This window comes from Novosphingobium sp. 550D (genome assembly GCF_057401885.1).
In genome coordinates, this window is the sequence record NZ_CM171613.1 from 2,213,948 (window position 1) to 2,235,006 (window position 21,059).

20 protein-coding genes and 1 tRNA gene are annotated in these 21,059 nt (G+C 59.8%); 10 read left to right on the forward strand and 11 right to left on the reverse strand.

Features of this window, described 5'->3' with window-relative positions; genetic code table 11:
• Nucleotides 1-107: 107 nt before the first annotated feature.
• On the forward strand, nucleotides 108-2,561 hold the full coding sequence (locus AC2S2E_RS10425) for a TonB-dependent receptor (RefSeq protein ID WP_486522274.1): 2,454 nt from the start codon (nucleotides 108-110) through the stop codon (nucleotides 2,559-2,561).
• Between the two features lie 72 nt (nucleotides 2,562-2,633).
• On the opposite strand, the gene AC2S2E_RS10430 is transcribed toward AC2S2E_RS10425, so the two are convergent.
• Together AC2S2E_RS10430 and AC2S2E_RS10435 are read right to left on the reverse strand one after the other, a co-directional pair.
• Nucleotides 2,634-3,326 carry a spermidine synthase gene (locus AC2S2E_RS10430; RefSeq protein WP_476105060.1) on the reverse strand — a complete coding sequence of 231 codons (693 nt, stop codon included), beginning with the start codon at nucleotides 3,324-3,326 and terminating at the stop codon, nucleotides 2,634-2,636.
• A gap of 135 nt (nucleotides 3,327-3,461) precedes the next feature.
• Complete coding sequence (locus tag AC2S2E_RS10435; RefSeq protein WP_476105058.1) at nucleotides 3,462-3,911, reverse strand: tRNA (cytidine(34)-2'-O)-methyltransferase; 450 nt, start codon at nucleotides 3,909-3,911, stop codon at nucleotides 3,462-3,464.
• Nucleotides 3,912-4,047: 136 nt separating this feature from the next.
• On the opposite strand from AC2S2E_RS10435, the gene AC2S2E_RS10440 reads away from it, so the two are divergent.
• The 3 genes from AC2S2E_RS10440 (at nucleotide 4,048) to AC2S2E_RS10450 (ending at nucleotide 6,656) form a co-directional block, all read left to right on the forward strand.
• Nucleotides 4,048-4,842 carry an MASE1 domain-containing protein gene (locus AC2S2E_RS10440; protein ID WP_486522275.1) on the forward strand — a complete coding sequence of 265 codons (795 nt, stop codon included), beginning with the start codon at nucleotides 4,048-4,050 and terminating at the stop codon, nucleotides 4,840-4,842.
• A complete protein-coding gene (locus tag AC2S2E_RS10445) occupies nucleotides 4,815-5,789 on the forward strand; it encodes a GGDEF domain-containing protein (protein ID WP_486522276.1) in 975 nt (324 codons plus the stop codon). Before AC2S2E_RS10440 ends, AC2S2E_RS10445 begins: the two co-directional genes overlap by 28 nt.
• Before the next feature lie 192 nt (nucleotides 5,790-5,981).
• Nucleotides 5,982-6,656, forward strand: coding sequence for an HIRAN domain-containing protein (locus tag AC2S2E_RS10450; RefSeq protein ID WP_476105054.1), 675 nt, complete (start codon nucleotides 5,982-5,984; stop codon nucleotides 6,654-6,656).
• Nucleotides 6,657-6,695: 39 nt separating this feature from the next.
• On the opposite strand, the gene AC2S2E_RS10455 is transcribed toward AC2S2E_RS10450, so the two are convergent.
• The 4 genes from AC2S2E_RS10455 to AC2S2E_RS10470 form a co-directional block, all read right to left on the reverse strand.
• Nucleotides 6,696-8,072, reverse strand: coding sequence for an alpha,alpha-trehalose-phosphate synthase (UDP-forming) (locus AC2S2E_RS10455; protein ID WP_486522277.1), 1,377 nt, complete (start codon nucleotides 8,070-8,072; stop codon nucleotides 6,696-6,698).
• Nucleotides 8,069-9,853 (reverse strand): glycoside hydrolase family 15 protein, encoded by a 1,785-nt coding sequence (locus tag AC2S2E_RS10460; RefSeq protein ID WP_486522278.1) that lies wholly within the window; start codon nucleotides 9,851-9,853, stop codon nucleotides 8,069-8,071. Before AC2S2E_RS10460 ends, AC2S2E_RS10455 begins: the two co-directional genes overlap by 4 nt.
• On the reverse strand, nucleotides 9,850-10,641 hold the full coding sequence (gene otsB / locus AC2S2E_RS10465; protein ID WP_486522279.1) for a trehalose-phosphatase: 792 nt from the start codon (nucleotides 10,639-10,641) through the stop codon (nucleotides 9,850-9,852). Before otsB ends, AC2S2E_RS10460 begins: the two co-directional genes overlap by 4 nt.
• A 186-nt stretch (nucleotides 10,642-10,827) precedes the next feature.
• Nucleotides 10,828-13,242, reverse strand: a complete 2,415-nt coding sequence (locus AC2S2E_RS10470; protein ID WP_486522280.1) for a TonB-dependent receptor plug domain-containing protein — start codon at nucleotides 13,240-13,242, stop codon at nucleotides 10,828-10,830.
• Between the two features lie 414 nt (nucleotides 13,243-13,656).
• Between AC2S2E_RS10470 and AC2S2E_RS10475 the strand changes: the two genes are divergently transcribed.
• Nucleotides 13,657-14,022 (forward strand): glutathione S-transferase N-terminal domain-containing protein, encoded by a 366-nt coding sequence (locus tag AC2S2E_RS10475; RefSeq protein WP_486522281.1) that lies wholly within the window; start codon nucleotides 13,657-13,659, stop codon nucleotides 14,020-14,022.
• Nucleotides 14,023-14,026: 4 nt separating this feature from the next.
• On the opposite strand, the gene AC2S2E_RS10480 is transcribed toward AC2S2E_RS10475, so the two are convergent.
• A complete protein-coding gene (locus AC2S2E_RS10480) occupies nucleotides 14,027-14,908 on the reverse strand; it encodes an alpha/beta fold hydrolase (protein ID WP_476105045.1) in 882 nt (293 codons plus the stop codon).
• Between the two features lie 151 nt (nucleotides 14,909-15,059).
• Between AC2S2E_RS10480 and AC2S2E_RS10485 the strand changes: the two genes are divergently transcribed.
• Nucleotides 15,060-16,148 (forward strand): helix-turn-helix transcriptional regulator, encoded by a 1,089-nt coding sequence (locus AC2S2E_RS10485; protein WP_486522282.1) that lies wholly within the window; start codon nucleotides 15,060-15,062, stop codon nucleotides 16,146-16,148.
• A gap of 46 nt (nucleotides 16,149-16,194) precedes the next feature.
• Here AC2S2E_RS10485 and AC2S2E_RS10490 read toward each other — a convergent pair whose 3' ends face one another.
• Entirely contained in the window at nucleotides 16,195-16,665 is a 471-nt protein-coding gene (locus tag AC2S2E_RS10490) for an Hsp20 family protein (RefSeq protein WP_476105041.1), read from the reverse strand.
• A gap of 164 nt (nucleotides 16,666-16,829) precedes the next feature.
• Here AC2S2E_RS10490 and grxC point away from each other — a divergent pair, with 164 nt between their 5' ends.
• The 4 genes from grxC to AC2S2E_RS10510 all read left to right on the forward strand — a co-directional run bounded on the left by grxC (nucleotide 16,830) and on the right by AC2S2E_RS10510 (nucleotide 18,586).
• On the forward strand, nucleotides 16,830-17,093 hold the full coding sequence (gene grxC / locus AC2S2E_RS10495) for a glutaredoxin 3 (RefSeq protein ID WP_476105039.1): 264 nt from the start codon (nucleotides 16,830-16,832) through the stop codon (nucleotides 17,091-17,093).
• Nucleotide 17,094: 1 nt separating this feature from the next.
• Entirely contained in the window at nucleotides 17,095-17,931 is an 837-nt protein-coding gene (locus AC2S2E_RS10500; RefSeq protein WP_486522283.1) for a carbon-nitrogen hydrolase family protein, read from the forward strand.
• A gap of 5 nt (nucleotides 17,932-17,936) precedes the next feature.
• The gene (locus tag AC2S2E_RS10505) at nucleotides 17,937-18,449 is read left to right on the forward strand and encodes a DUF1178 family protein (protein ID WP_486522284.1); all 513 of its coding nucleotides are present in this window, start codon (nucleotides 17,937-17,939) and stop codon (nucleotides 18,447-18,449) included.
• Nucleotides 18,450-18,509: 60 nt separating this feature from the next.
• Nucleotides 18,510-18,586: transfer RNA gene (locus tag AC2S2E_RS10510), tRNA-Arg, on the forward strand.
• Nucleotides 18,587-18,687: 101 nt separating this feature from the next.
• Here the strand turns inward: AC2S2E_RS10510 and AC2S2E_RS10515 are convergent.
• The 3 genes from AC2S2E_RS10515 to tenA all read right to left on the reverse strand — a co-directional run bounded on the left by AC2S2E_RS10515 (nucleotide 18,688) and on the right by tenA (nucleotide 20,783).
• Nucleotides 18,688-18,894: a hypothetical protein gene (locus AC2S2E_RS10515; protein WP_486522286.1), complete on the reverse strand. Its 207-nt coding sequence runs from the start codon at nucleotides 18,892-18,894 to the stop codon at nucleotides 18,688-18,690.
• 141 nt (nucleotides 18,895-19,035) lie between these two features.
• Nucleotides 19,036-19,299 (reverse strand): hypothetical protein, encoded by a 264-nt coding sequence (locus AC2S2E_RS10520; RefSeq protein WP_486522288.1) that lies wholly within the window; start codon nucleotides 19,297-19,299, stop codon nucleotides 19,036-19,038.
• A gap of 821 nt (nucleotides 19,300-20,120) precedes the next feature.
• Nucleotides 20,121-20,783, reverse strand: coding sequence for a thiaminase II (gene tenA / locus AC2S2E_RS10525; RefSeq protein ID WP_476104954.1), 663 nt, complete (start codon nucleotides 20,781-20,783; stop codon nucleotides 20,121-20,123).
• Nucleotides 20,784-21,059: the final 276 nt, after the last annotated feature.

The following is a 21,059-nucleotide window of genomic DNA, read 5'->3' on the forward strand; positions in this document are numbered from 1 at the left end:
AAATGGGCTCTATGTTATCGATTTGACTGAAAGCGGCATCGGCCGATTAAATAGACCTGCAAAAAACGAACCGAAATGATCGGCGCAAAACCCGTTGGGAGGGAACAATGAAAGCATTATTACTGGTATCGACCGGTTTGGCATGCGCACTGTCGCTTGGCATGCCCGCTTTGGCCCAAGACAGCAAGGCCAATGCAACGCCAGCCAGAGATGGGCTGGCCGAAATCGTCGTGACGGCGCAGCATCGCTCGGAATCCTCGCAAAGGGCTGCGGTTCCGCTGGATGTGGTTTCAACCGCCAAGCTGCTGAATGCGGGCGTAACGTCAAGCACCGCGCTCAATGCGGCCGTGCCCTCGCTGTACGTCAGCCGGGGCGGCGGCGCGAACACCAGCTATTTCATTCGCGGCGTGGGCGATTTCACCAACAATGGCTATACCGATCCGGCCATCGCCTTCAACGTGGACGGCGTCTATTATGGCCGCCCCGGATCGACCATCGGCGCTTTTTACGATCTGGACCGGATCGAAGTTCTCAAAGGGCCGCAGGGCACCCTCTATGGCCGCAATGCCACCGGCGGCGCGATCAACGTGCTGACGGCCAAGCCGATATTGGGCAAATGGGCGGGGCGGGTTGCGTTGGGCTATGGCAATTACAACGCCATTGACGGCGAAGCCTTCATCAACGCGCCGCTGGGCGAAAACGCGGCGCTGCGCATCAGCGGCAAGGTGCTCGACCGTGACGGTTATTACAGCGACGGCACATCCGATGAAAAAGGACACGCCGTGCGGGCACAGGTTCTGGCCAACCTGTCCAGCAATCTGACGGTCCGGATTATCGGCGATTATTCCCATATCGGCGGCATGGGGCCGGGCGCTACCTTTACCCACAGCATCAGGGCAACGCCCGGGTCTGCGGCCACGGCCACGTCGCCGGCCAATTACACGATCACGCCCACCGGCCTTGATCCCCGCTCCGGCCTGCTCTCGCCCAGCAATGCTGCGTTCTTCTCGAACGTGTTCATTGGCGGGCCGGGCATCAACCCCGCGCCTCTGAACAGACCGTTTGTCCAAAATGACTATTACGGCATCAGCGGCGAGTTGACATGGCGCACCGGCCTTGGCGATCTCACCGTCATTCCCGCCTATCGCAATTCCAGAGTGCGCAGTCTGTTCAACGGTCCCGCCTTTCGCGGCGGCCTGGTCCATGAAGATTCCGATCAATTCACGTTGGAAGCGCGCATCGCGGGCAAGCGGATCGGACCGGTCGATTGGCAGATCGGCGGGTTTTATTTTGACGAACACGTCAACGGTTCGCAGGTATTCAGCCAATATACCGTCAATTCGTTCCAGATTTTTCGGGCCAACAACAAATCCAGCGCCGCCTATGGCCGACTGACCCTGCATGCCAGTGATCGCCTGCGGCTGGTCGGCGGGATCCGCTTTACCAACGATGACAAGACTTTTGCGGGCGACGGCAAGAACCTGATCCAGATCTGCTCGACCCAGCCTTCGACCACATGCCTTGGCGGCCCGTCGGTTCCCGTTGCGCTGACCTATGCAGACCTCTCACGGATGATAACGCTGCCCACTTTGCCCGGACCGGCTAACGGGGTGGCGTTTGGGTCCACGGGCAATCGGCTTTTCTATACGCCGGTGGTCAACAATCAGAAGCTGAACCGTAACCGGACCACTTGGCGCGGCGCGGTGGAATTCGATGTTGCCCCGCGCTCGTTGCTTTATGCCAGCTATGAAACCGGCTTCCGTTCGGGCGGCTTCAACTTTGCGCTGGGCCGCGAAACCTATGAGCCGGAATATATCACCGCGTGGACGTTGGGCATGAAGAACCGCCTGTTTGACAACCGGCTTCAACTCAACCTCGAGTTGTTCCGCTGGAATTACACGAATCAGCAAGTGGCCCATTTTGGCCTCGATTCCACCGGCGGCAATTCGTTCTTCACCGAAAATATCGGCAAATCCCGCATTCAGGGTGTCGATGTGGATGTTCAGTTCAAGGCCGCCGCCAACACGCTTTTGCGCGGGTCGGTGCAGATCCTCGATAACAAGCTGACCAGCTTTACCTACAATACACAGCGCAACGCCACCAACAACGCGCTGCCCCCGGTTGTGGGCTGTGCCACATCGCCGGGCACCGCGCCGATCCCCGGATCGACCACAGGCGCCACAAGCACGGTTTGGGTCGTAAACTGTTCGGGCAATCCGGGGTTCAATTCGCCCAAACTGGCGTTTAACGTCGGTATAGAACAGACCTTCCCAATTGGCGCCTATGATGTGGTCGCCACCGTTGATGGCCGTTATCGGTCGAACCGGGTCACGTCGTTCGAATATCTGGCCTTTGAAAACTCAGGCGCCGATTTCACGGCGGATGCCTCGCTGCGGTTTGCGCCGCGCGAGGGCAGGTGGTCCATCACGGCCTATATGCAAAATATCGGCAATCGCCTGATCCCGACATTGTCTCAGTTTGCAGGGACAACCGGCAATGTCGTCGTGACCAGCTATGGCGCGCCGCGCACCTATGGCTTGAGGGCAGGCTACTCGTTCTGAACGAGCAATCGCGGCCACTTGGGGTGGCAGGTATTCCGAGGCCCGGCGCGCACATCGCCGCCGGGCCTCGGATCAAATGGCTTTGCCTAATGTTGCGAACCAGATTACGTGCTTGGCGCCCTTGCCGTTGCCGTGCTTGTCATAGCGGGCAAAGACCGTAACCTCGTCCACCGTAAAACCGGCGGCCTTGAGGCGTCGCGTAAAGGCTTCGTCACGCGCCGCAGACCAGATGGCCAGCACGCCGCCGGGCCGCAAAGCCCGGCCCGCCGTGCGTAAGCCCGCGCTGGCATAGAGCCGATTATTGCCCGCGCGCACCAATCCGTCGGGTCCATTATCAACGTCGAGCAGAATGGCATCAAACCCGCCCGGCGAGTTGGCGATGACATCGACAACATCGCCCTGCATGATTTCAACGCGTCGATCATCCAGACATCCGGCCGCCACCTCGGCCATCGGCCCGCGCGCCCAGGCAAGGATCTCGGGCACGATTTCCGCCACAGTGACCCGCGCGTCATCAGGCAGTTTGGCCAGCGCGGCACGCAAAGTGAAGCCCATTCCATAGCCGCCGATCAACATGCGCGGCCGCGCCGCACCGGCGATGCGCGTACAGGACATGACGGCCAACGCCTCTTCGGAGCCGCGCATCCGCGTGCTCATCAATTCGTTGCCGCCCAGCACGATCATGAAATCGCCGCCATGACGAAAAAGGCGTAATTCCTCGCCATCGGGCACCTGTGCCGTGCCAATCAACTCACGCGTAATCATACCGGTTCTCCTGCCGGCTGCCCGGTCGCTGCGTCCTTTGGCCAAGGTCAATGGAAATTACAATCGTCCAGTCAGTCGATGGATCGCACAGCTTTGCCTGTTTGGGGCCGTCACACAGGCAAGGCGGCGACTTCCTCAAGGCAGGCTGTTTGTCTGACGCAGCGCTTCGCCAAGGACGATGGCCGCGGTGGTGGCAAGGTTCATCGAGCGCACCTCTGGCCGCATGGGGATGCGTATGCGGGCGTGACAGATGTCGGCCACTTCGGCCGGAACGCCTGCGCTTTCCTTGCCAAACAACAGAACGTCATCGGCCATGAATTGGAAATCATAGGCAGAGGCAGAGCTTTTGGTGCTGAGCAGGACGAGGCGGCTGTTGCCTACCGTGGGCAGGAAGGTCTCGAAACTGGCATGGCGGACAAAGGTGACATGGTCGATGTAATCCATCGCCGCGCGGCGCACGCGCCGGTCGTCCCAGGCAAAGCCCATGGGTTCGATCAGATCGATCTGCGCGCCAAAGCACGCGCCAAGGCGCAGGATGGCGCCGACATTTCCCGCAATTTCCGGTTCGAACAGAGCAATACGCATGGCGCTTCCTTGGCCTTGGCCGGGCGGTCAGGCAAGATGGGATGCGGCATTTATTCACCATCGGGCGGCAGGATTTTGCAGGCCGACGCCGGAATCAAGCACATTGTTAACTGTCCTTCTATATCGATTGTCATCGATGAATGATGACCGATCTTCTTCCTTTGGATTGCCCTATGGCCTTGGTCGCGCGCTTTGGGCGGGGCTGGCCTATTTCTGTCTGGCGGCCATCACCATTGCCCTGACCAGCGATGGGCGCAATCATACGACGATCTGGGTGGCGGATCCGGTTATCCTTGCGCTTTTGCTGCATTTACCGCGGGCGCAATGGAAGCCGGTGCTGATTGCAGGCCTGATCGCCAATCATCTGGCCAATGACGTGATGCGTGGGTTTGAATGGGGCCATATCCTGTACGGCGTCATCAATATGGGGCAGGTATGGGTCGCGGCCACCTGTCTGCGCCCCAGACTCACAACGCCCAGCCTGTTGTCGGATGCGCGCTCGCTGGGTGATTTCGTGCTGTGGGCGGGGGTGATTACGCCCGCGGTCGGGGGCGTTTTGGGGTCATTGGTGACCTTGGCGATCTATCAACAACCCTTTGTTCCATCCTTTGTTCGCTGGTTTTTCAGCAACGGGCTGGGCTTTCTGGTGGCGACGCCCTTTTTCAAATCGATCTGGGATGGGTCCTATGTCGAATGCTATCGCATAAAAACCGCGAATGAGCGGATGCGGATGATGGGCTTGCTGGCCGGATATACGGTGTTGTTAGCCCTCGTCTTTATGCAAACGGCGATGCCTTTGCTGTTCCTGCCGGTCAATGCGCTGGTCTTGCTGACCTTCCCCTTGGGTCGCCAGGGGTCAAGGTCGCGATTGTCATTACCGCGCTTGTCGGCGCACTGGCCACCATGGAGGGGCATGGTCCGATTTCCTTGATGCATGGCGATCTTCTGGCCAAGTCTGTCTTCTTTCAATTCTATCTGATCATGACGTTGGCCACGTGTTTCACGGTGGCGGCGATCATTGCCTCGCGCGCGGAATTTTCGGCCAAGCTCAAGGATCGGGAAAATTCCATCCAGATGATTCTGGCCAACAGCCCCGATGCGGTTCTGGGTTTTGATGCCGAAGGTCGCTGCATTTTTGCCGGTGGTCCGACGACGGCGCTGCTGGGTGAGGATTCGGAAAAGCTGACGGGGCGGTCGCTGTGGCAATTGGCCGAAAAATGGCCCGATCTGGCCCCGTTCCTGCAGCGCAGGGAAACAGTGGTCGAATTGCAATCCCCACAGGGGCTTTGCGTCGAAGCCTCCTTTACCCCGCTTGATCAAAATGCGGGCGGATCCGGGGCGGTGGTGACGTTCCACAATATCACCGTGCGGGCGCTGCGCGAACGTGAACTGGAAAAGAAGGCCTATACCGATGACCTGACCCAGGTTCTCAACCGCGCCGGTTTCCACCACAGCGTTCAGGAAGCGATCCTTGAGGGACGCAAATGCACGCTGGCGCTGATCGATGTCGATCATTTCAAATCGATCAACGACCGCTTTGGCCATAACAGGGGCGATGAGGTTCTGGCCAAGATTGGCGAGTGCCTGCGCGTTGAGACGCGATTGACCGACGTTGTCGGGCGTATCGGCGGCGATGAATTCGCGGTTCTGTTCAACACGGATGCGCAAACCGCCGAAAAAGTGTGCAACCGCATTCTGGATAAATGCGGCATTCTGACGGCCTCGGTGCGCGACGGCCAGATGATGCACGTGACGCTCAGTTGTGGCCTTGCCGAAATGGTGCCGGGCTGGACCAAGGCTCAACTTTTCCGCAATGCCGATGAAGCGCTGTATGAGGTCAAGGGCGCGGGGCGCAACGCGGTACGCCTGCGAGCGTGAAGTATTCAACATGCGCCGCAAGGCCATGGGCGACGACATAGTCGTGGTTGCCATCACGCATGTTCAAATCCGGCATGATGTGGCTACTTGGGGATAGTCTATAGTTAGACTTGCCTTGATGGACCTATTGGCACTAGGCGCCCGTCAAGTGGATCGCGGCAACGCCGATCGCAGCCAGACAAAGGGATCAGCATGTTCAGTTTCTTGAAGCGTTTTTTCGGCAAAGTGGTGCAGTGGGCGCAAGCTCCGGCCATTGACGCGCCTGAAACGACACAGGATGACGTGCAGAGCGAAGGTTCGCGGATCGATACGCTGCGCCGCGCTTCGGTCCTTGCCGAAAGCCAGCCGGTTGAGTTTGCGCAGTTTCAGCCCGAACCGGCTGTGATTGAGCCATATATTCCGGGGCCGGGCGCTCATACGGAAGCCCCGCAGCCCACGATTTCGGACGATTTCCTGCGCGGTTCGGTCTTTGACGATGATGACGAAGAAGAAGAACTGCCCGGCGACAAGGCCAATCTGGGCATGGTGCCCAGCATCGGCAATCCCTATGCCTATATGATCGGTCTGGTTGATGAACAATATCATGCCGAAGCGGTCCATGACCTGCGCGAAGGCACGGTGGTGACGCTGGAGCTTGAACCGGGCAATCCCCATGATCCCGCCGCCATTGCCGCGGTTGACCCCTATGGCCGCGTGATCGGTTATGTCAGCCGCGACAGTTGGCTGCGTGAGGCGGTCTATGGCGGCGGTTCGGGCTTTTCGGCCAAGGTCCTTGCGGTGGAAGAAGGCAGCCGTGGCTTTGCCGAAGTGGTGCTGGAGGTTGAGCCCAGCGAACAGCCCTTGCTGGAACGCGCATACGAAGGTTGAGCATATAGGCCCCCGGCGCGACGGGGGCCATTGTATGCGTCATGCGGGGCAAACCGGCACATCTTTGAGCGCATCGGTAAAGCGCTTGAGCCACCACATGACGTCTTCCTGTTCCACGCCCGCCATCAGGCGTTCCCAGCGCTGAATCCTCTCGGCCAGAGGCATGGTCAGCGCGCGGCCCAGAGCGTCGGAAATTTCCTCGGCGCTGTGGGGGTTGACCAGAATGGCGTCGGTCATCTGTTCGGCCGCCCCGGCAAAGCGGGACAGGATCAGGACACCCGGATCGGCGGGGTTTTGTGCGGCCACATATTCCTTGGCCACCAAATTCATGCCGTCGCGCAGAGGCGTGACCAGACCCACCCTGCTGGCGCGATAGACACCGGCCAGCATGTCGCGCGGATAGCTTTGATTGACATAGCGGATCGGCACCCAATCGAGCGCGGCATGGGCGCCATTGATCTTGCCCGCCAGACTTTCCAGCGAACTGCGTATGCGCATATAGCTTTCCACCGCGCCGCGTGATGGCGGAGCGATCTGGAGCAGGACGACATTCTTGCGCTCGTCGGGATGTTCGGTGAGGAAGCGTTCATAGCCGAGGAAGCGTTCTTCCAACCCCTTGGAATAATCGAGCCGATCAACACCCACGATCAGATTGCGTCCGACCGCGCTTTCACGCACCCGTTCAAAAGTTTCCCGCGCCTTTTCACTGGCGGCCAGTTCGGCAAATTCATTGGCATCAATGCCCACCGGACAGACGATCAACCGAACCCGGCGCCCGTTGAGCGAGAGAACCTTGTTCTCATCCACGACCCCGCCCAATTCCTCCCGCGCATAATCGCAGAAGGATTCCAGCCATTCATTCGTGTGAAAACCGATCAGGTCATATTCCAGCAAGCCTTCGACCAGTTGCCGCGCTTCGGGCAGGGTGGAGAGCAGGCGGCGCGCAGGCCATGGAATATGCAGGAAAAAGCCGATGCGATTGGCCACACCCCGCTTGCGCAATTCCTTGCCCAGCGGGAACATGTGGTAATCCTGAACCCAGACAATGTCCTCATCCTCGATCAGGGGGCGGACGGTGTCGGCGAAACGTTCATTGGCCCGTTGATAACCACCGGCAAAACTGCGCTCATATTCGGCCAGATCGATGCGGTAATGGCACAGTGGCCAAAGCGTGCGATTGGCATAGCCGTTGTAATATTCGTCAATATCCTGTTCTTCCAGATCGATCGTGGCGGTGGTGACGCCATCGACCCGCTGGAAATTGATATGGCCGGTGAATTCGGGCGTTTCCTGACCCGACCACCCGAACCATATGCCCCCATGTTCGCGCAGGGCCGCCGAAAGCGCGACGGCCAGGCCGCCTTGATTGCCCCCGCCGGGACTGACGCGGTTGGAAATGACGATCAATCGGCTCATCGGACACTGTTCCATGGTTTGCTCAACAGGACGGCACAGTTGATCAAGCCGACAAGCGAGTAGGTTTGCGGGTAATTGCCCCAAAGTTCGCCGGTGACGGGATCAATGTCTTCGGACAGCAGACCGGCCGGATTACAGCGGCTCAGCATTTCCTCGTAAAGGGCGCGGGCCTCGGCGCTGCGTCCGGTCAGATGCAGCGCCTCGATCAGCCAGAAGGTGCAGACGTTGAACGCCGTTTCGGGCAATCCGAAATCATCCTCCGTCGCATAGCGCAGCATATGCGATCCGCGCCGAAGCCCCGTTTCAATCGCGGCCAAGGTCGAAACAAAGCGCGGATCATCGGGGGCCAGAAAACGCAGGTCGAGCAACTGGATCACACTGGCATCCAGATCATCGCCCGAAAATGTGGCGGACATGCGCTGTGTTTCGGGGCGCCATGCGGATTCTTCGATCCGGTTGCGGATGTGGGCGGCGCGTTCGTTCCAATGGGTTGCGCTGGCCTCCAGCCCCAATGCGGCGGCGGCATTGCCCAGACGGTCGCACGCGGCCCAGCACATGGCCGCGCTATACGTATGGACCGATTGGCGGGTGCGCAATTCCCAAAGGCCCGCGTCGGGTTTGTCGAACAATTCCCACGCACGTTCGCCGATTTTTTCCAGCGCTTCGAAATCGGCCACGCCGGATTGGCGCAACAGGCGTTGATCGAAAAAGGCTTGCGTGCTGGACAGGATGATCTGGCCATAGGCGTCGTGCTGGCGCTGGATATAGGCGGCATTGCCCGCACGCACCGGCCCCATGCCGCGATAGCCGCCCAGCTTGTCGGCAAAGCCTTCCTCCAGCCGCGCTTCGCCCAGAACGCTGTAGAGCGGTTGGACATCGCCGCCCTTGGTCGCGTCCACAATGTTGCGCAGATAGGTGAGATAGGATTCCAGCACATCCAGCGCACCAAGCCGGTTGAGCGCCTGAACCGTATAATAGGCGTCGCGGATCCAGCAGTAGCGATAGTCCCAATTACGCTGTGACCCGGCATGTTCGGGGATCGATGTGGTCAACGCGGCAACGATCGCGCCCGTTTCCTCATGCTGGCACAGTTTCAACGTGATGGCCGAACGGATCACCACATTCTGCCATTCCAGAGGGATGGCCAGACCGCGTACCCATTTGCGCCATTCATCCTTTGTCGCGGCCAGCATTTCATCCAGCGTGGCCGGTATCTCGCCCGAAAAGCTTTCATCCGGGCCAAGGAAGAAATGGAGGGGATGTTCAAGGCGGAACGTCAATTCCTGGGCCACCAGACCAACCGGCGCGGTCGTGCTGAGGCGCAGCGTCGTCGCTTCGGTGGGATAGCGGATATGGTTGGACCCGCCAATGCGGGCCTGTGACGGGCAGCCCCAATCGCCGGTCGGGCGAAGGCGCACCGTGATCCGGGGCGAGCCGGACACAGGCCGCACGATCCGGGCAAAGGCGCCGGGGCGATAGCTGCGCCCCAGTCGGCGGAAATAGGGGCAGAAATCGGTAATCTCGATCTCACCCCCATGCTCGTCGCGGTGGCGAGTGATCAGGATGGGCGTGTTGCGCACATATTCCTGCGTGGTTTCAACACAGCCTTCCAGATCGATGGCCCAGAAGCCGGTATCGGGTTCCTCGCCCCCAATCAGTGAGGAAAAGACCGGATCGCCATCGACCCGCGGCACACAGCCCCAGACGAAGCGCCCCGCCGTGTCGATCAGCGCGGAAACCTGACAATTGCCGATGGGCCAGAGGTCGAGGGTCTGGGTCACGCTACAGCCTCCTGCAACCATGCCTTCAGCGCATCGGGCGAGGGCAGGCCATATTGCGCGGCGGTGCTGCGATGCGGCCCGATCAGAATGCCGTAACCGCCCAGCGCGCGAACCGCGCCGAACCCGGGTTCATCGGTCAGATCGTCGCCGGCAAAGACCGGCGTCGTGCCCTGCATCATCGGGCGATCCATCAGGCGGGTGATCGCGCTGCCTTTGTTGCCGCCGGCGATGCGCAATTCGACCATCATTTTGCCATGCTGGACCATCAGGCCGAATTCTGTGGCCAAGTCCTCGGTCAGAGCATGAGCCGCGCCTTCGGCCTGCGGCATCAGGCGGTAATGCAGGCCGACGCCGAAACTCTTTTCCTCTATCAGAACCTGCGGATAGGCTTCCACGAACAGTTTCATGCGTTCGGCGGCCAGATCGAGTTCATGGGGGCGGTTGGGGCGGGCAGAAATGCCATGCCATCGGTGTTCACAACCATGGCTGCCGGAAAGGGCCAGTTCGGCCGCCATGGGGCCGATGATGCGGTCGATCTGCTCAATAGAGCGGCCCGATATGATGGCGAGGCGACCATGCAATTTTTGAGAAAGCTTTTGCAAAAGCTCTAATAGATATTCATCTGCCCGAACAGATTCCGGATCATCGACCAGGTCGAGCAAAGTACCATCGAGATCCAGAAAAAGTGTAGCTTCGTCCAGAAGGTCGGCTGGCGGGGGGGACAGCTTGTCTTGTACGCTAGCGATTATTCTTCTCCGGCTGAGGGCGAAAGAGTCGGGAGGCGACATCTTTTGCCAAAGGCGATGCTGGGTGTTGCAACTGCCTGCGGATAGGAAATGCGACGAACCGTTGAATGTTCCCGCCCGTCGCCCTTTGCGACGATGGGGTGAGCCTTGGGCGCGATCAACCGAGCCCACAAGAAAAGCGCCCCGCACAAGGCGAGGCGCTTTCCTGTTTCAGCTATGCCTATCCGATTACCAGTTCAGGCTCAGCTTGGCATAGAGATAGCGGCCGTTGAAACCCCAGGGCGAGTAATACGGGAACGCAACCGCGCCATTGGTGGCCAGCAGGTTGGCCGGGGTCTGCTTGGGATAGATGTCGAACACATTGTTCGCACCCACCGACAGGCTGGCCATCGGCAGAACCTTGTAGCGCGCTTCCAGATCGATGATCGTCTTGCGCCCCGTGCTCAGATCGCCAGCCGCCGTCGAGGAAGGCTGGATCACATTGCCATAATAGGACGCACGGGCCGTCGCGCCCAGCTTGTCAAACGACCAGTCGACGCTGCCGACCAGCTTTTCGCCCGGCGTGCCATCGGTGATGGTCAGGATACGCTGACGCGCAAACAGAGTGGAAAGCGACGAGGTGGGATAGCTGTCAACGGTGATCTTGTTGATGTTGGCCGCCGCCGTCAGGTCAAACGTGCCCACCGATGCGGTGCGCAGCTTGTAATGGCCGACGATGTCGATACCCTTGGTCGTGGTGTGCAGACCATTGATAAAGAAGCGGGCCGCCGACACGCCATAGGTTGCCTGATCAGCGCTCGACAGGTTGATGTTTTCCGACAGGCCCAACTGGTCGCGGATCTTGATGATATAACCGTCGATGGTCAGGTCAAAGCCGCCCTTGCGGAACACCGCGCCTGCCGAGAAGTTGGTCGACTTTTCAGGACGCAGCGCCTGACCGCCCAGCGAGCGCGCGATGTTGCTGGTCGAGGGGAAGGTGCCGGTTTCCACGATCGTCGGCACGGTCTGGCCGGGCAGCGTGGTCAGGACCGAAGCGGTCGAGGTGAAATACTGCTGTTGCAGCGAAGGCGCGCGGAAGCCCGTCGAAACCGTGCCGCGCAGCGCGAACCAGTCGGCAATATCGGCGCGGGCCGAAAGCTTGCCGGTGGCAATGTCGCCAAAATCGGAATAATGTTCGCCGCGAACCGCTGCGCCAAAGGTGAAGATGCTGGGCAGCTTGGCTTCGAGGTCCAGATAGATCGCGTTGCTGATGCGGCTGGTCTTCAGAGCATTGCCCGCCTGAAAGCCGATGAAGCCCTGCGCGCCGCTGGTCAGAACAGCACCGCCGTTGGGGCTGTTGTTGACCGGACCGCGGTTGTACGAGGTCGGCTCGCCCGCGATGATGCGATAGCCTTCGCGGCGCACTTCCACGCCCCATGCCACGTTCAGGTCCGTGCCGCCCAGCTTGTAGAGCTTGGCCAGATCCATGCCGCCCAGCGCCTGATCATAGATCATCGCGCCGTCATAAAAGCTGGTCTGCGAGGCCGCGCCATAGGTCGAGTTGAGCGAACCCTGGGTGCGATAGTCCAGACGGTTGCGGCCATAGGAAGCCTTGATCGTCGCGTTCCAGTCGCCCATCTGGCCGCGCACGCCCGCCGTCACGGTCAGGTCCTTGGACAGGACCTTGATCTGGGGCAGGAAGCCGTTGGGATAGATCGAGAGAACATTGTTCACATTGCCCGGCTCACGCGCAAAGGCCGAACTGGTGCTGTCACGGAACTGATAGCCGCCAAAGGCAAACGCGGTCCAATTGGTGTCGCCGATCGGCAGCGCGGCGTTGACGTAGCCGGTGCCCTGCAAAACCTTGGGATCGCCGATGCGCGAACGCACCACCGCCGGGGTGGCCGGGGTCAGCGCGGTCGCCGTCTGGGTGCGCGTGTCGAGGTCCGAACGGGCCGTCAGGCCGCGATCCAGATATTCGCCCGTGACGGTCAGGAAACCGCCATTGTTGCCCAGCTTGAAGCCCTGCCATGCGCCAACGGTCAGCGTGCCGCCGTCCGAGATGTGACGCGACGAACGGGCGCCGTTGAACTGCGTGTCATACTGACCATAGGAAACGGTTGCCCCGCCGCCATGGCTGGCTTCGCGCAGGCGCAGGTTCATCACGCCCGCGATGGCGTCCGAACCATACTGGGCCGAGGCGCCGTCACGCAGCACTTCGACCTGCGACAGGGCCAGGGTGGGGATGGTGTTGAGGTCGACAGCCGCCGAACCGCGACCCACCGAACCGTTGACGTTGAGCAGGGCCGAGGTGTGGCCGCGCACGCCATTGATCAGCACCAGCGTCTGGTCAGGCGAAAGACCGCGCAGCGTGGCGGGACGGATCGAGTCCGTGCCATCGGTACCGGCCGGGCGGGGGAAGTCGATCGAGGGGGCGACAGCAGCCAGCGAGGCACCCAGTTCGGTCGAGCCCTGACGCGAGAGGCTGTCGAGCGAAAGGACATCGACGGGGGCGACGGAGTCAAGCTTGGTGCGGTTCTGGGCGCGGGTACCGGTCACGACGATGTCGGTGGCGGGTTCATCGGCGGCCCATACGGGGGTGCTGACGGCCACCGCCAATGCGGAGCCGACGCCAGCCAGAAGGGCTTGGCGGAGGTTGGTCATAGAAATGTCCTCATTCACTTGGCGAAGAAATTTATGTTTTTTTCGATCGCTTGCCGGGGGGCGGCTCACGACCGGCATCTCCCCTAGACCCCATTTGTCGGGCAGGACAACCAACAAAACATGGATTGTTACCAAGGAATCGGCCTGCAAGCGGAAAAAAGCGTATAAGGTGACATTTTTGCCGCAATTTTTGTTCTTTTGGCAGAATCCGTTGCGGCTTTATGCACCAATATACGATTGCACATGAGGATAGATGCGCGACATATATGAACGGGATGACAGGTTTGTCGCACTGTTCATCCGCTCTGTTTCCGGCTTTTCACCGCGTCCCGTGTGACGGAGCGCGCCAGGCGGCTTGACAACCCAGAGCATAGACGGTCGAAACGGGGTCTTCCCTCAAGCAGGATGTCCACCATGAGCCACACCGACTTTCGTCCTGTCGTCTATCTCAAGGATCGTTGCCCATGGTCGCTTAAATTCCGTCTGTTCCTGCTGGAATCAGGTCTGCGCGATAATTTCGAATTTCGCGAATTTGCCCCCGGCGATGATCGTGAAACGGCTATCCGCGAGGAATTGGGCCAGCATTTTGAACGGCCCACATTCCCCACGGTTCAGGTCGCGCCTGGCGTCTATATGCGGGAATCGGACGATCTGATCGCCCATTACGCTACAGCAAATAATGTCAGCCTGACCGACCTGCCCACGCTGGACCAATATGTGCGCGGGCCATTGGTGACGATTGCCGAATTGCGTGCCGAGATTGCGCAATTAAAGAACTGACCGATCAACCTTGGGCCAGAAATGCCTTCAGGTCGCGCATGAAGGCGTCAAAACGATCATGGTGGGGCCAATGGCTGGCCTCATCATATTCGATCAGGCGCGCGTTGCGGAAATGATTGATGCGGCCATCCGTGACAGGATTGGGCATGAAACTCTCGCTGCCCTGAATGAACAGGATCGGGCATTCGACGGCCTGCCACAGGCTTTCGACATCAGCCTGTTGAAAATCGACGGCGGGAAAGATGTTGAGCCGGGGGTCGAATTTCCAGCTATAGCTGCCGTCCTCATTCCGGCGCAGCGCGTGATGCGTCAAGTGGCGCACCAGTACCTCGCTCAGATGGCGGTTCTTTTCCCGCATCCTTTCGCGGGCTTGCTCCTCGGTTGCATAACGGCGGACCTTGCGCAGCGGCGCGGCGCGGTGCAGGGCCACCCATTCGCGCATCCGCGCGGCAAAAGGTGTGATGGAAAGCAGCGAATTGGCTTGCTGTGGGACACTTAACCCTTCGATATTGACGAATTTGACCACCCGTTCGGGATAGATGCCGGCAAAGCGCGTGGTGATCATCGCACCCAGAGAATGGGCACAGATCGTCACTTTGTCCTGTCCCAACGCCTCGATCAGATTGGCAAAGTCAAAGATATAGGCCGCCATGTTATAGGCCGCATCGACCGACCAGGCGCTGTCGCCATGACCGCGCAGGTCGGGCGCGATGACATGCCATTCATCGGCCAATTCGCGCGCGATCCAGTCCATCGAACGGGCATGATCGAACCCGCCATGCTGAAGGATCAGCAATGGCGCGCCATGGTTGCCCCAGTCCAGATAATGCAAACGCAGGTTTTGGCTGGTGAAGAAACAGGATGTGGGTTGCCGATTATCAGTCATTGACCACCCATGGGCGAGACGGCAACCGGCGTCAACCAAGACAAAAATCGCAGATTTTCGGCCTTTTGGCCCCGTGGAACCCATTGCACGAGGGGGTGACGAAGGTTAACCTGACACTGTAACAGGGGGAAATGCGATTCCGATTCAGGCTTTGGCGGAGGCATTTCTTGCCGCGCCATTTTCGGATGATGGGTGGGACAAGGCGTTGCGGGCGCTGGCCAGCGCGACAGGATCGTCGCGCGCGCACTTGATTGCCATGAATGAGCGCCACGCCCGGTTCAACTGGATGACCGATGCGCCGCTTGAATATGGACAACTTTTCCTTGAAATCGAGGCTTATAAGCCCGAAGTCAATTACCGCATCGGCGCCATGGCCGCGCCGATGGAGGTTTCGTTTGAACGCGACTACGACCATTCTCGCCAGATAATGGGTACGAACGAGGTCTATCTGGACCATGTGCGCGAGATGGACGGCGAATTTGGATGTCAATCGGTCCTGATGCGCAATGATCAGTCCATGATCGGTCTGGCCATGTTGCATGGCCAAGCCGATGGGCTGACGACGATTGAGCAGCGTGATTTGTTTGCGCAATCCTTGCCCCATGTCCTTTCGGCGGTCAGGTTGCAAAACGCGATCGATCATCAGGGGACCGATCTGCTGTGCGGTTCGCTCGAAACGATGCGGGCGGCTGCGGTGTTGATTGATGGGGTGGGGCGGGTTTGCGCGTGTACGCAATCGGCCGAACGTACTTTGTCCGCAGGGGTGCTTCACATCGTTCACGGACAATTGCATGCGGCCTCTGCATCCTTTGACCGGCATCTTCAAAATGCCATTGGCGCGGCCATTGCCTTGCAGCCTATTCCTGCCCATGATCTTTGGGTGCCGCAGGGTTCCCCGCCTCTGTTGGTAGAGGTCAATGCCTTGCCCATGCGGCCGTGGAGTTTGGGCTTTGCCCCGGCGGCCATTGTAACTTTGCGATCGCCGGTTCGCGCTGATCAGATCGACGGCTCGGTTTTGGCCGATGCTTTGGGGCTGACGCAGGCCGAAGGGGATGTGGCGGCGATGGTTGCGTTGGGCCAAAACCGCCAGTTGATTGCCGCGGCCCGTAACACCAGTGTTCAGACAGTGACCACCCAATTGCGGTCGATTTTCCAGAAATGCGGGGTCAGGCGTGAGGCCGAACTGGTCAGCCTTGCGCTTCAGGTCGGGCAATTGGCCCGCGCCGTAAACAACGTTTGAAAACAGAGCCTTCCGCGCGGGGGCGGAAGGCTCCTCGGTCTTGGGGTTAAGCGGCGTTCTTGCCTTCGACCACGGTCAGAGCAGCCGGGCCGGCGGTGCCGATGGCGATCTTCTTGGGCTTCATCGCTTCGGGCACTTCGCGCAGCAGGTCGATCACCAGCAGGCCGTCCTCAAGGTTGGCGGCCTCGACCCGGACAAAATCGGCCAGTTCAAAGCGGCGCTCAAACCCGCGCTGGGCAATGCCCAGGTGGAGATATTCGCCTTGCGGGGCGGTGTGCTCGTCATGCTTGCGGCCCTGGATCACCAACAGGTTCTGCTGTGCGGTGATGTCGATGTCGGCGGGTTTGAACCCGGCCACGGCCAGCGTGATGCGATAGGAATCCTCGCCCTTGCGTTCGATGTTGAAGGGGGGATAATTGTCGCCCCCGCCCGCACGATTGACGTTTTCCAGCAGGTCGAACAAGCGGTCAAAGCCAACAGTGTTGCGGCGATAGGGGGTGAAATCAAAACGGGTCATATCAAAAATCCTCTTGCGTTTGAGCAATTTTCGGTTCGACGAAAGCCCTTGTCGGCGCTTTCTGATTGTGGTCATGCCCGGTGCGGCGCATGACACGGATCTTGAGATATGTTAGCCGCGACCTATTTCAAGACCCGGACAAACGACAAAGAAGGACTTGTTTGATGACCACCCCCAAGGTCGAGATTTATACCCAATGGGGTTGCCCCTATTGCGTGCGTGCCAAGGCTTTGCTGGACAGCAAGGGCGTGGCCTATACCGAGATCGACGTGACCATGGATACGGCCAAGCGCCGCGAGATGGGCGAACGCAATCCGGGCGCGCGCACCGTGCCGCAGGTTTTCGTCAATGATCAGGCTTTGGGCGGCAGCGATGACATTCACGCGCTGGACGCTGCGGGCAAGCTGAACCCGCTGCTGGGCCTGTAACATGGCCCGCGTCGCCCTGCTTCAAATGACGAGCGGGATCGATCCCGCCGCCAATGCCGCCACGATTGTCGAGGCGGCGCGCGCGGCCAAGGCCGGCGGGGCGACGATGCTGTTCACGCCCGAAATGTGCGGTTTGATTGACCGTGACCGGGCGAGGGCGGCGCCCCATATCGTTCCGGCATCGCAAAACCCAGTCTTGGCGGCGGCGCAAAATGTGGCGGCCGAGCAGGGGGTCTGGGTCGTGCTTGGCTCCTTGGCCGTCAAGGTTGAGGGCGAGGAGCGCGCCGCCAACCGCACCTTTGTCATCGATGCAAAGGGGCAGATCGCCGCGCAATATGACAAGATCCACATGTTCGACGTGGACCTTGCCGCCAAGAATGGAGTGGGGGGTGAGAGTTGGCGCGAAAGCCGCGCCTATCGTCCCGGTGATCAGGTGGTGACGGTCGAAACGCCTGCGGGGCGGTTGGGGCTGGCGATCTGCTATGACCTGCGTTTCCCGGCCTTGTTTGAGGCTTTGGGCCGTGCGCGCTGTGATCTGATCGCCATTCCGGCGGCCTTTACGGTGCCTACTGGGGCCGCGCATTGGCACATCATGCAACGCGCCCGCGCCATCGAGGCCAGCGCTTATGTCGTTTCCGCCGCGCAAGTGGGCCAGCATCAGGATGGCCGCGCCACCTATGGCCACAGTCTGGTCGTTGACCCTTGGGGCGATGTCCTGCTCGACATGGGCGGGGATGCGGTGGGGCTTGGCTTTGCCGAAATCGAGCCGCAGCGCTTGGCCGAAGTGCGCGCCCAATTGCCCAGCCTTGTCAATCGCCGACCCATTCTTACATCCTGAACGCCATGATTGTTTATGATCTTGCCTGCCGTGAAAACGGCCACCGTTTCGAAGGGTGGTTCGCCTCTTCGGATGATTTTACGCATCAGCAGGCGCGCGGTTTCGTCACTTGCCCGCAATGCGACAGCCATGATGTTATCAAGGCACCGATGGCGCCCCGGTTGAACCGCAAGGGCAATCAACAGGTGGTGGCGACGCCATCGCTTCCCGCGCCGACGCAGGCGATGGTTGCACCTGCTGCTGGTCCGGCACCAACGCCACCATTGCCGCCCGAAGTGCGCGAGAAATTGCAAGCCGCGATCAAGGTTGTGGTCGAGGCGCAGGCCGAAGCGCTGAAATCCTCGCGCTGGGTCGGCAAGAGTTTTGCCGAAGACGCCCGCGCCATGCATTATGGCGACAAGGAACCGGCACCCATTCACGGTCAGGCCAGCCCCGAAGACGCGCGCGCTCTGGTCGAAGAAGGGGTTGAGATCATGCCTTTGCTGGTCCCGGTCGCCCCGCCCGAAGAGATTAACTGAACCTTTTGTGCGCGCCAGTGGTTGCAAGTCAGACGACGCGCCATTATGGCCAAGCCGAGTGCATCCGTAGCTCAGCAGGATAGAGCATCAGATTCCTAATCTGAGGGCCATGGGTTCGAATCCCGTCGGGTGCACCATTTTTTCAAGGGTTTAGGGCATTTTTCGTTTGGGCTGTTTTCCTCGCCTAAGCCGTTAGTAAGCACATAGTAAGCACCAGAGCGATTTTCGCGCCTAAAGGTCAAAAGATGCTTGGGGGGGGATTCGCGGCCTTTGCGCTCCAAGGGCCTGCGGTATTTTCCACAAGCATTTTTAATGCCGGAAAGGGGCAATCAAATTTATACAGTTCGGGCAAGGGCGCGGTTAGCCAAATCCGCCACTGGTATGGGGCTAGGATAACTGGTGATCGGTCATGGATGTGCGCAAGTTCGGGCGTGTTGTCGGTCATGACGCCGGTATAGCAGTCGCCCCATTCATCAGATCGGTGATGGCTTGCAGGTCGCCGTGTTGGTATCTGCTGCCCATCGCCTAGCCTTCATGGCTATTCTAATATATTCGGACGATGACCCTGTATTTTCGAATAGTTTGTCTAGGGCTTGGCGCAAAATGCCTTAGCTTGGTTCGCCAATTCAATCTCGCCATATTGTAGCGCCACGGCAATCGCCTTTGGGCAATCACCGGCTGCTAGCAAGTCGCCTACGTCTTTTCGCAGGCCTTCACGAAAACGCGCCTTGTCGGCTGCAATCTCCGCTTGCGCTCTAGCATATTGCTCTTGTTGCGCCGCCTCGCGCTGACGCCTGATCGCCTGCCCTTGCAGATAGCCTTGCATAAAGGAATTGCCAAAATCTGGCATAGGAGACGGTTGCACTAGTGGCGCTATGGGTGGCGGAGGGGCTTGCGTTGTGGTGTTGCACTGAACCGTATTGCCGACGCGATAGCAGCTTGTGCTTGAATTTTGCGCGCTACTACCCGTTGACCACCCGAGGGCCGCGCACATCGTCACCGTCATTAAAGCCCGCTTTTCTATCATTCGCCTGCCCTTCGTCACTATGTGCCAGCGTGACAATCTCTTCTGCACTGGCGCGCAACAGGCGTAAAGACATTGCGCCTATTGGGTGCATGGCCTGTGCGCAAATAGCTCTGATAGCCCGCGTTCCGATGCGCGAAGGGATCGGCCATGTATTCCCAAAATTTCTTGCAATGCCAATCGAGTGGCACGCCAGTTTGCGCCATCCATGCTAAGGCCAATTTCTGCCCCCAAATCCGTTCCACTGGCCCATGATACGCTTGGGCAAGAGCATCCTCTAAGACACACGAAGGGCAAGGCGGTTAAGGTCATCACGAGTGAGCTGCTGCGCCAAAATCAGGCCCTTTCCCCCAGCGACCACGATTCCGTCCTCCAAATCATCCACTCCCTAGCCACCAGCGCCGCCAGCCGCCGCGTCAACGAAAGCCGCATCAGCGACGCCGATTGGTTTGGGGAGGAGGAGGTGCCTCAGCTTGTGGCCAGAAACCCACCAGTCCAAGCGTAGAGCGACCGAGGCAGGTTTCGACCAGCTATCGCCGTTCGTCCATCGCCCCCAATGGCTGCCTGTGACGGAAGCGGCCGTTGTGGCTTGTCGTCGTGACGAGACCGTCGGGGATGGCCGCCATGGGAAGTCTCGAAGGGGCCGCTCAGATAGGCCAGGTCTCACGCCGGTAGGCGGAATCCCAGAACATCCATTCGTAGCGCGTGGCGGTTCGGAAGGCGGTCGCCATTGCGGCGCGGGTTGCCGGGGTGGCGTTGTCGGCGGCCTCGTCCACCAGTGCGCGAACGCGATCGGTTGCCTCGCCGAAGGAGGGAGCGGCGTAGGTATCGATCCATGCTGCATAAGGATTGGGCGAGGCAGCGCGCGGCTTGATGTCGCAGCCGACTTCCCAATAGACCCAGAAGCAGGGGAGGATGCCCGCGATCAGTTCCTCGTAGCTGCGCGTTGCGGCAAGGCTGGCAAGGTAGCTGGTGTAGCCAAGGCACGCGGGCGTCGCCTCGGCCTCCCGACTCATTTCTGTGGTAACACCAAACTGTACGAAGAAGGCCTGATGTAGCGCCTGTTCCACCTGCACCGCAACCTTGGCGCCGTCCGAGAATTCGAGGCGCCCTTCGGCCGTGGGCGCGCGCGCGGCCGCGATCGCCAGCACGCGGGCATATTCTGCAAGGTATAGGCTGTCCTGCAGCATGTAGTGTCTGAAGCTCTCGGGCGGGAGCGATCCATCGGCCAACTCCGCAAGAAAGGGCTGGGCGAGGATCGCGCTGCGCAGCGGGGCGACGTCCTGCCAGATCGTGTCGCAGAAGCTCATGGGCTGGTTCTCTTCCCTTAGAAACGGCATGTGGCGCCGAGGCCGAACTGGCGGCCGGTGTTGATCGTGAAGCTGTCGAACGGGCCATTTAGGCCACAGGCGCATAATAATAGGATGAATTGCTGATCAATAACAGGCCACGTTAAATCACTTCAGCGGATTTGCGGTTGAGGTGGCAGGCGACCAATTCAAGCCGCCGGGTATTTGGCACTCGAACGACCGCTTGTCTCGAAAACGGCCATACATGGGGTTGCCCCAAAGATTGAACGCACTCGG

Excerpts from the sequence above, each read along its gene's own strand:
- AC2S2E_RS10425 (WP_486522274.1), top strand. The coding sequence starts at position 108 with ATGAAAGCATTATTACTGGTATCGACCGGTTTGGCATGCGCACTGTCG.
- AC2S2E_RS10430 (WP_476105060.1), bottom strand. The coding sequence starts at position 3,326 with ATGATTACGCGTGAGTTGATTGGCACGGCACAGGTGCCCGATGGCGAG.
- AC2S2E_RS10435 (WP_476105058.1), bottom strand. The coding sequence starts at position 3,911 with ATGCGTATTGCTCTGTTCGAACCGGAAATTGCGGGAAATGTCGGCGCC.
- AC2S2E_RS10440 (WP_486522275.1), top strand. The coding sequence starts at position 4,048 with ATGAATGATGACCGATCTTCTTCCTTTGGATTGCCCTATGGCCTTGGT.
- AC2S2E_RS10445 (WP_486522276.1), top strand. The coding sequence starts at position 4,815 with ATGGAGGGGCATGGTCCGATTTCCTTGATGCATGGCGATCTTCTGGCC.
- AC2S2E_RS10450 (WP_476105054.1), top strand. The coding sequence starts at position 5,982 with ATGTTCAGTTTCTTGAAGCGTTTTTTCGGCAAAGTGGTGCAGTGGGCG.
- AC2S2E_RS10455 (WP_486522277.1), bottom strand. The coding sequence starts at position 8,072 with ATGAGCCGATTGATCGTCATTTCCAACCGCGTCAGTCCCGGCGGGGGC.
- otsB (WP_486522279.1), bottom strand. The coding sequence starts at position 10,641 with ATGTCGCCTCCCGACTCTTTCGCCCTCAGCCGGAGAAGAATAATCGCT.
- AC2S2E_RS10470 (WP_486522280.1), bottom strand. The coding sequence starts at position 13,242 with ATGACCAACCTCCGCCAAGCCCTTCTGGCTGGCGTCGGCTCCGCATTG.
- AC2S2E_RS10475 (WP_486522281.1), top strand. The coding sequence starts at position 13,657 with ATGAGCCACACCGACTTTCGTCCTGTCGTCTATCTCAAGGATCGTTGC.
- AC2S2E_RS10480 (WP_476105045.1), bottom strand. The coding sequence starts at position 14,908 with ATGACTGATAATCGGCAACCCACATCCTGTTTCTTCACCAGCCAAAAC.
- AC2S2E_RS10490 (WP_476105041.1), bottom strand. The coding sequence starts at position 16,665 with ATGACCCGTTTTGATTTCACCCCCTATCGCCGCAACACTGTTGGCTTT.
- grxC (WP_476105039.1), top strand. The coding sequence starts at position 16,830 with ATGACCACCCCCAAGGTCGAGATTTATACCCAATGGGGTTGCCCCTAT.
- AC2S2E_RS10500 (WP_486522283.1), top strand. The coding sequence starts at position 17,095 with ATGGCCCGCGTCGCCCTGCTTCAAATGACGAGCGGGATCGATCCCGCC.
- AC2S2E_RS10505 (WP_486522284.1), top strand. The coding sequence starts at position 17,937 with ATGATTGTTTATGATCTTGCCTGCCGTGAAAACGGCCACCGTTTCGAA.
- AC2S2E_RS10515 (WP_486522286.1), bottom strand. The coding sequence starts at position 18,894 with ATGACCGACAACACGCCCGAACTTGCGCACATCCATGACCGATCACCA.
- AC2S2E_RS10520 (WP_486522288.1), bottom strand. The coding sequence starts at position 19,299 with ATGCCAGATTTTGGCAATTCCTTTATGCAAGGCTATCTGCAAGGGCAG.
- tenA (WP_476104954.1), bottom strand. The coding sequence starts at position 20,783 with ATGAGCTTCTGCGACACGATCTGGCAGGACGTCGCCCCGCTGCGCAGC.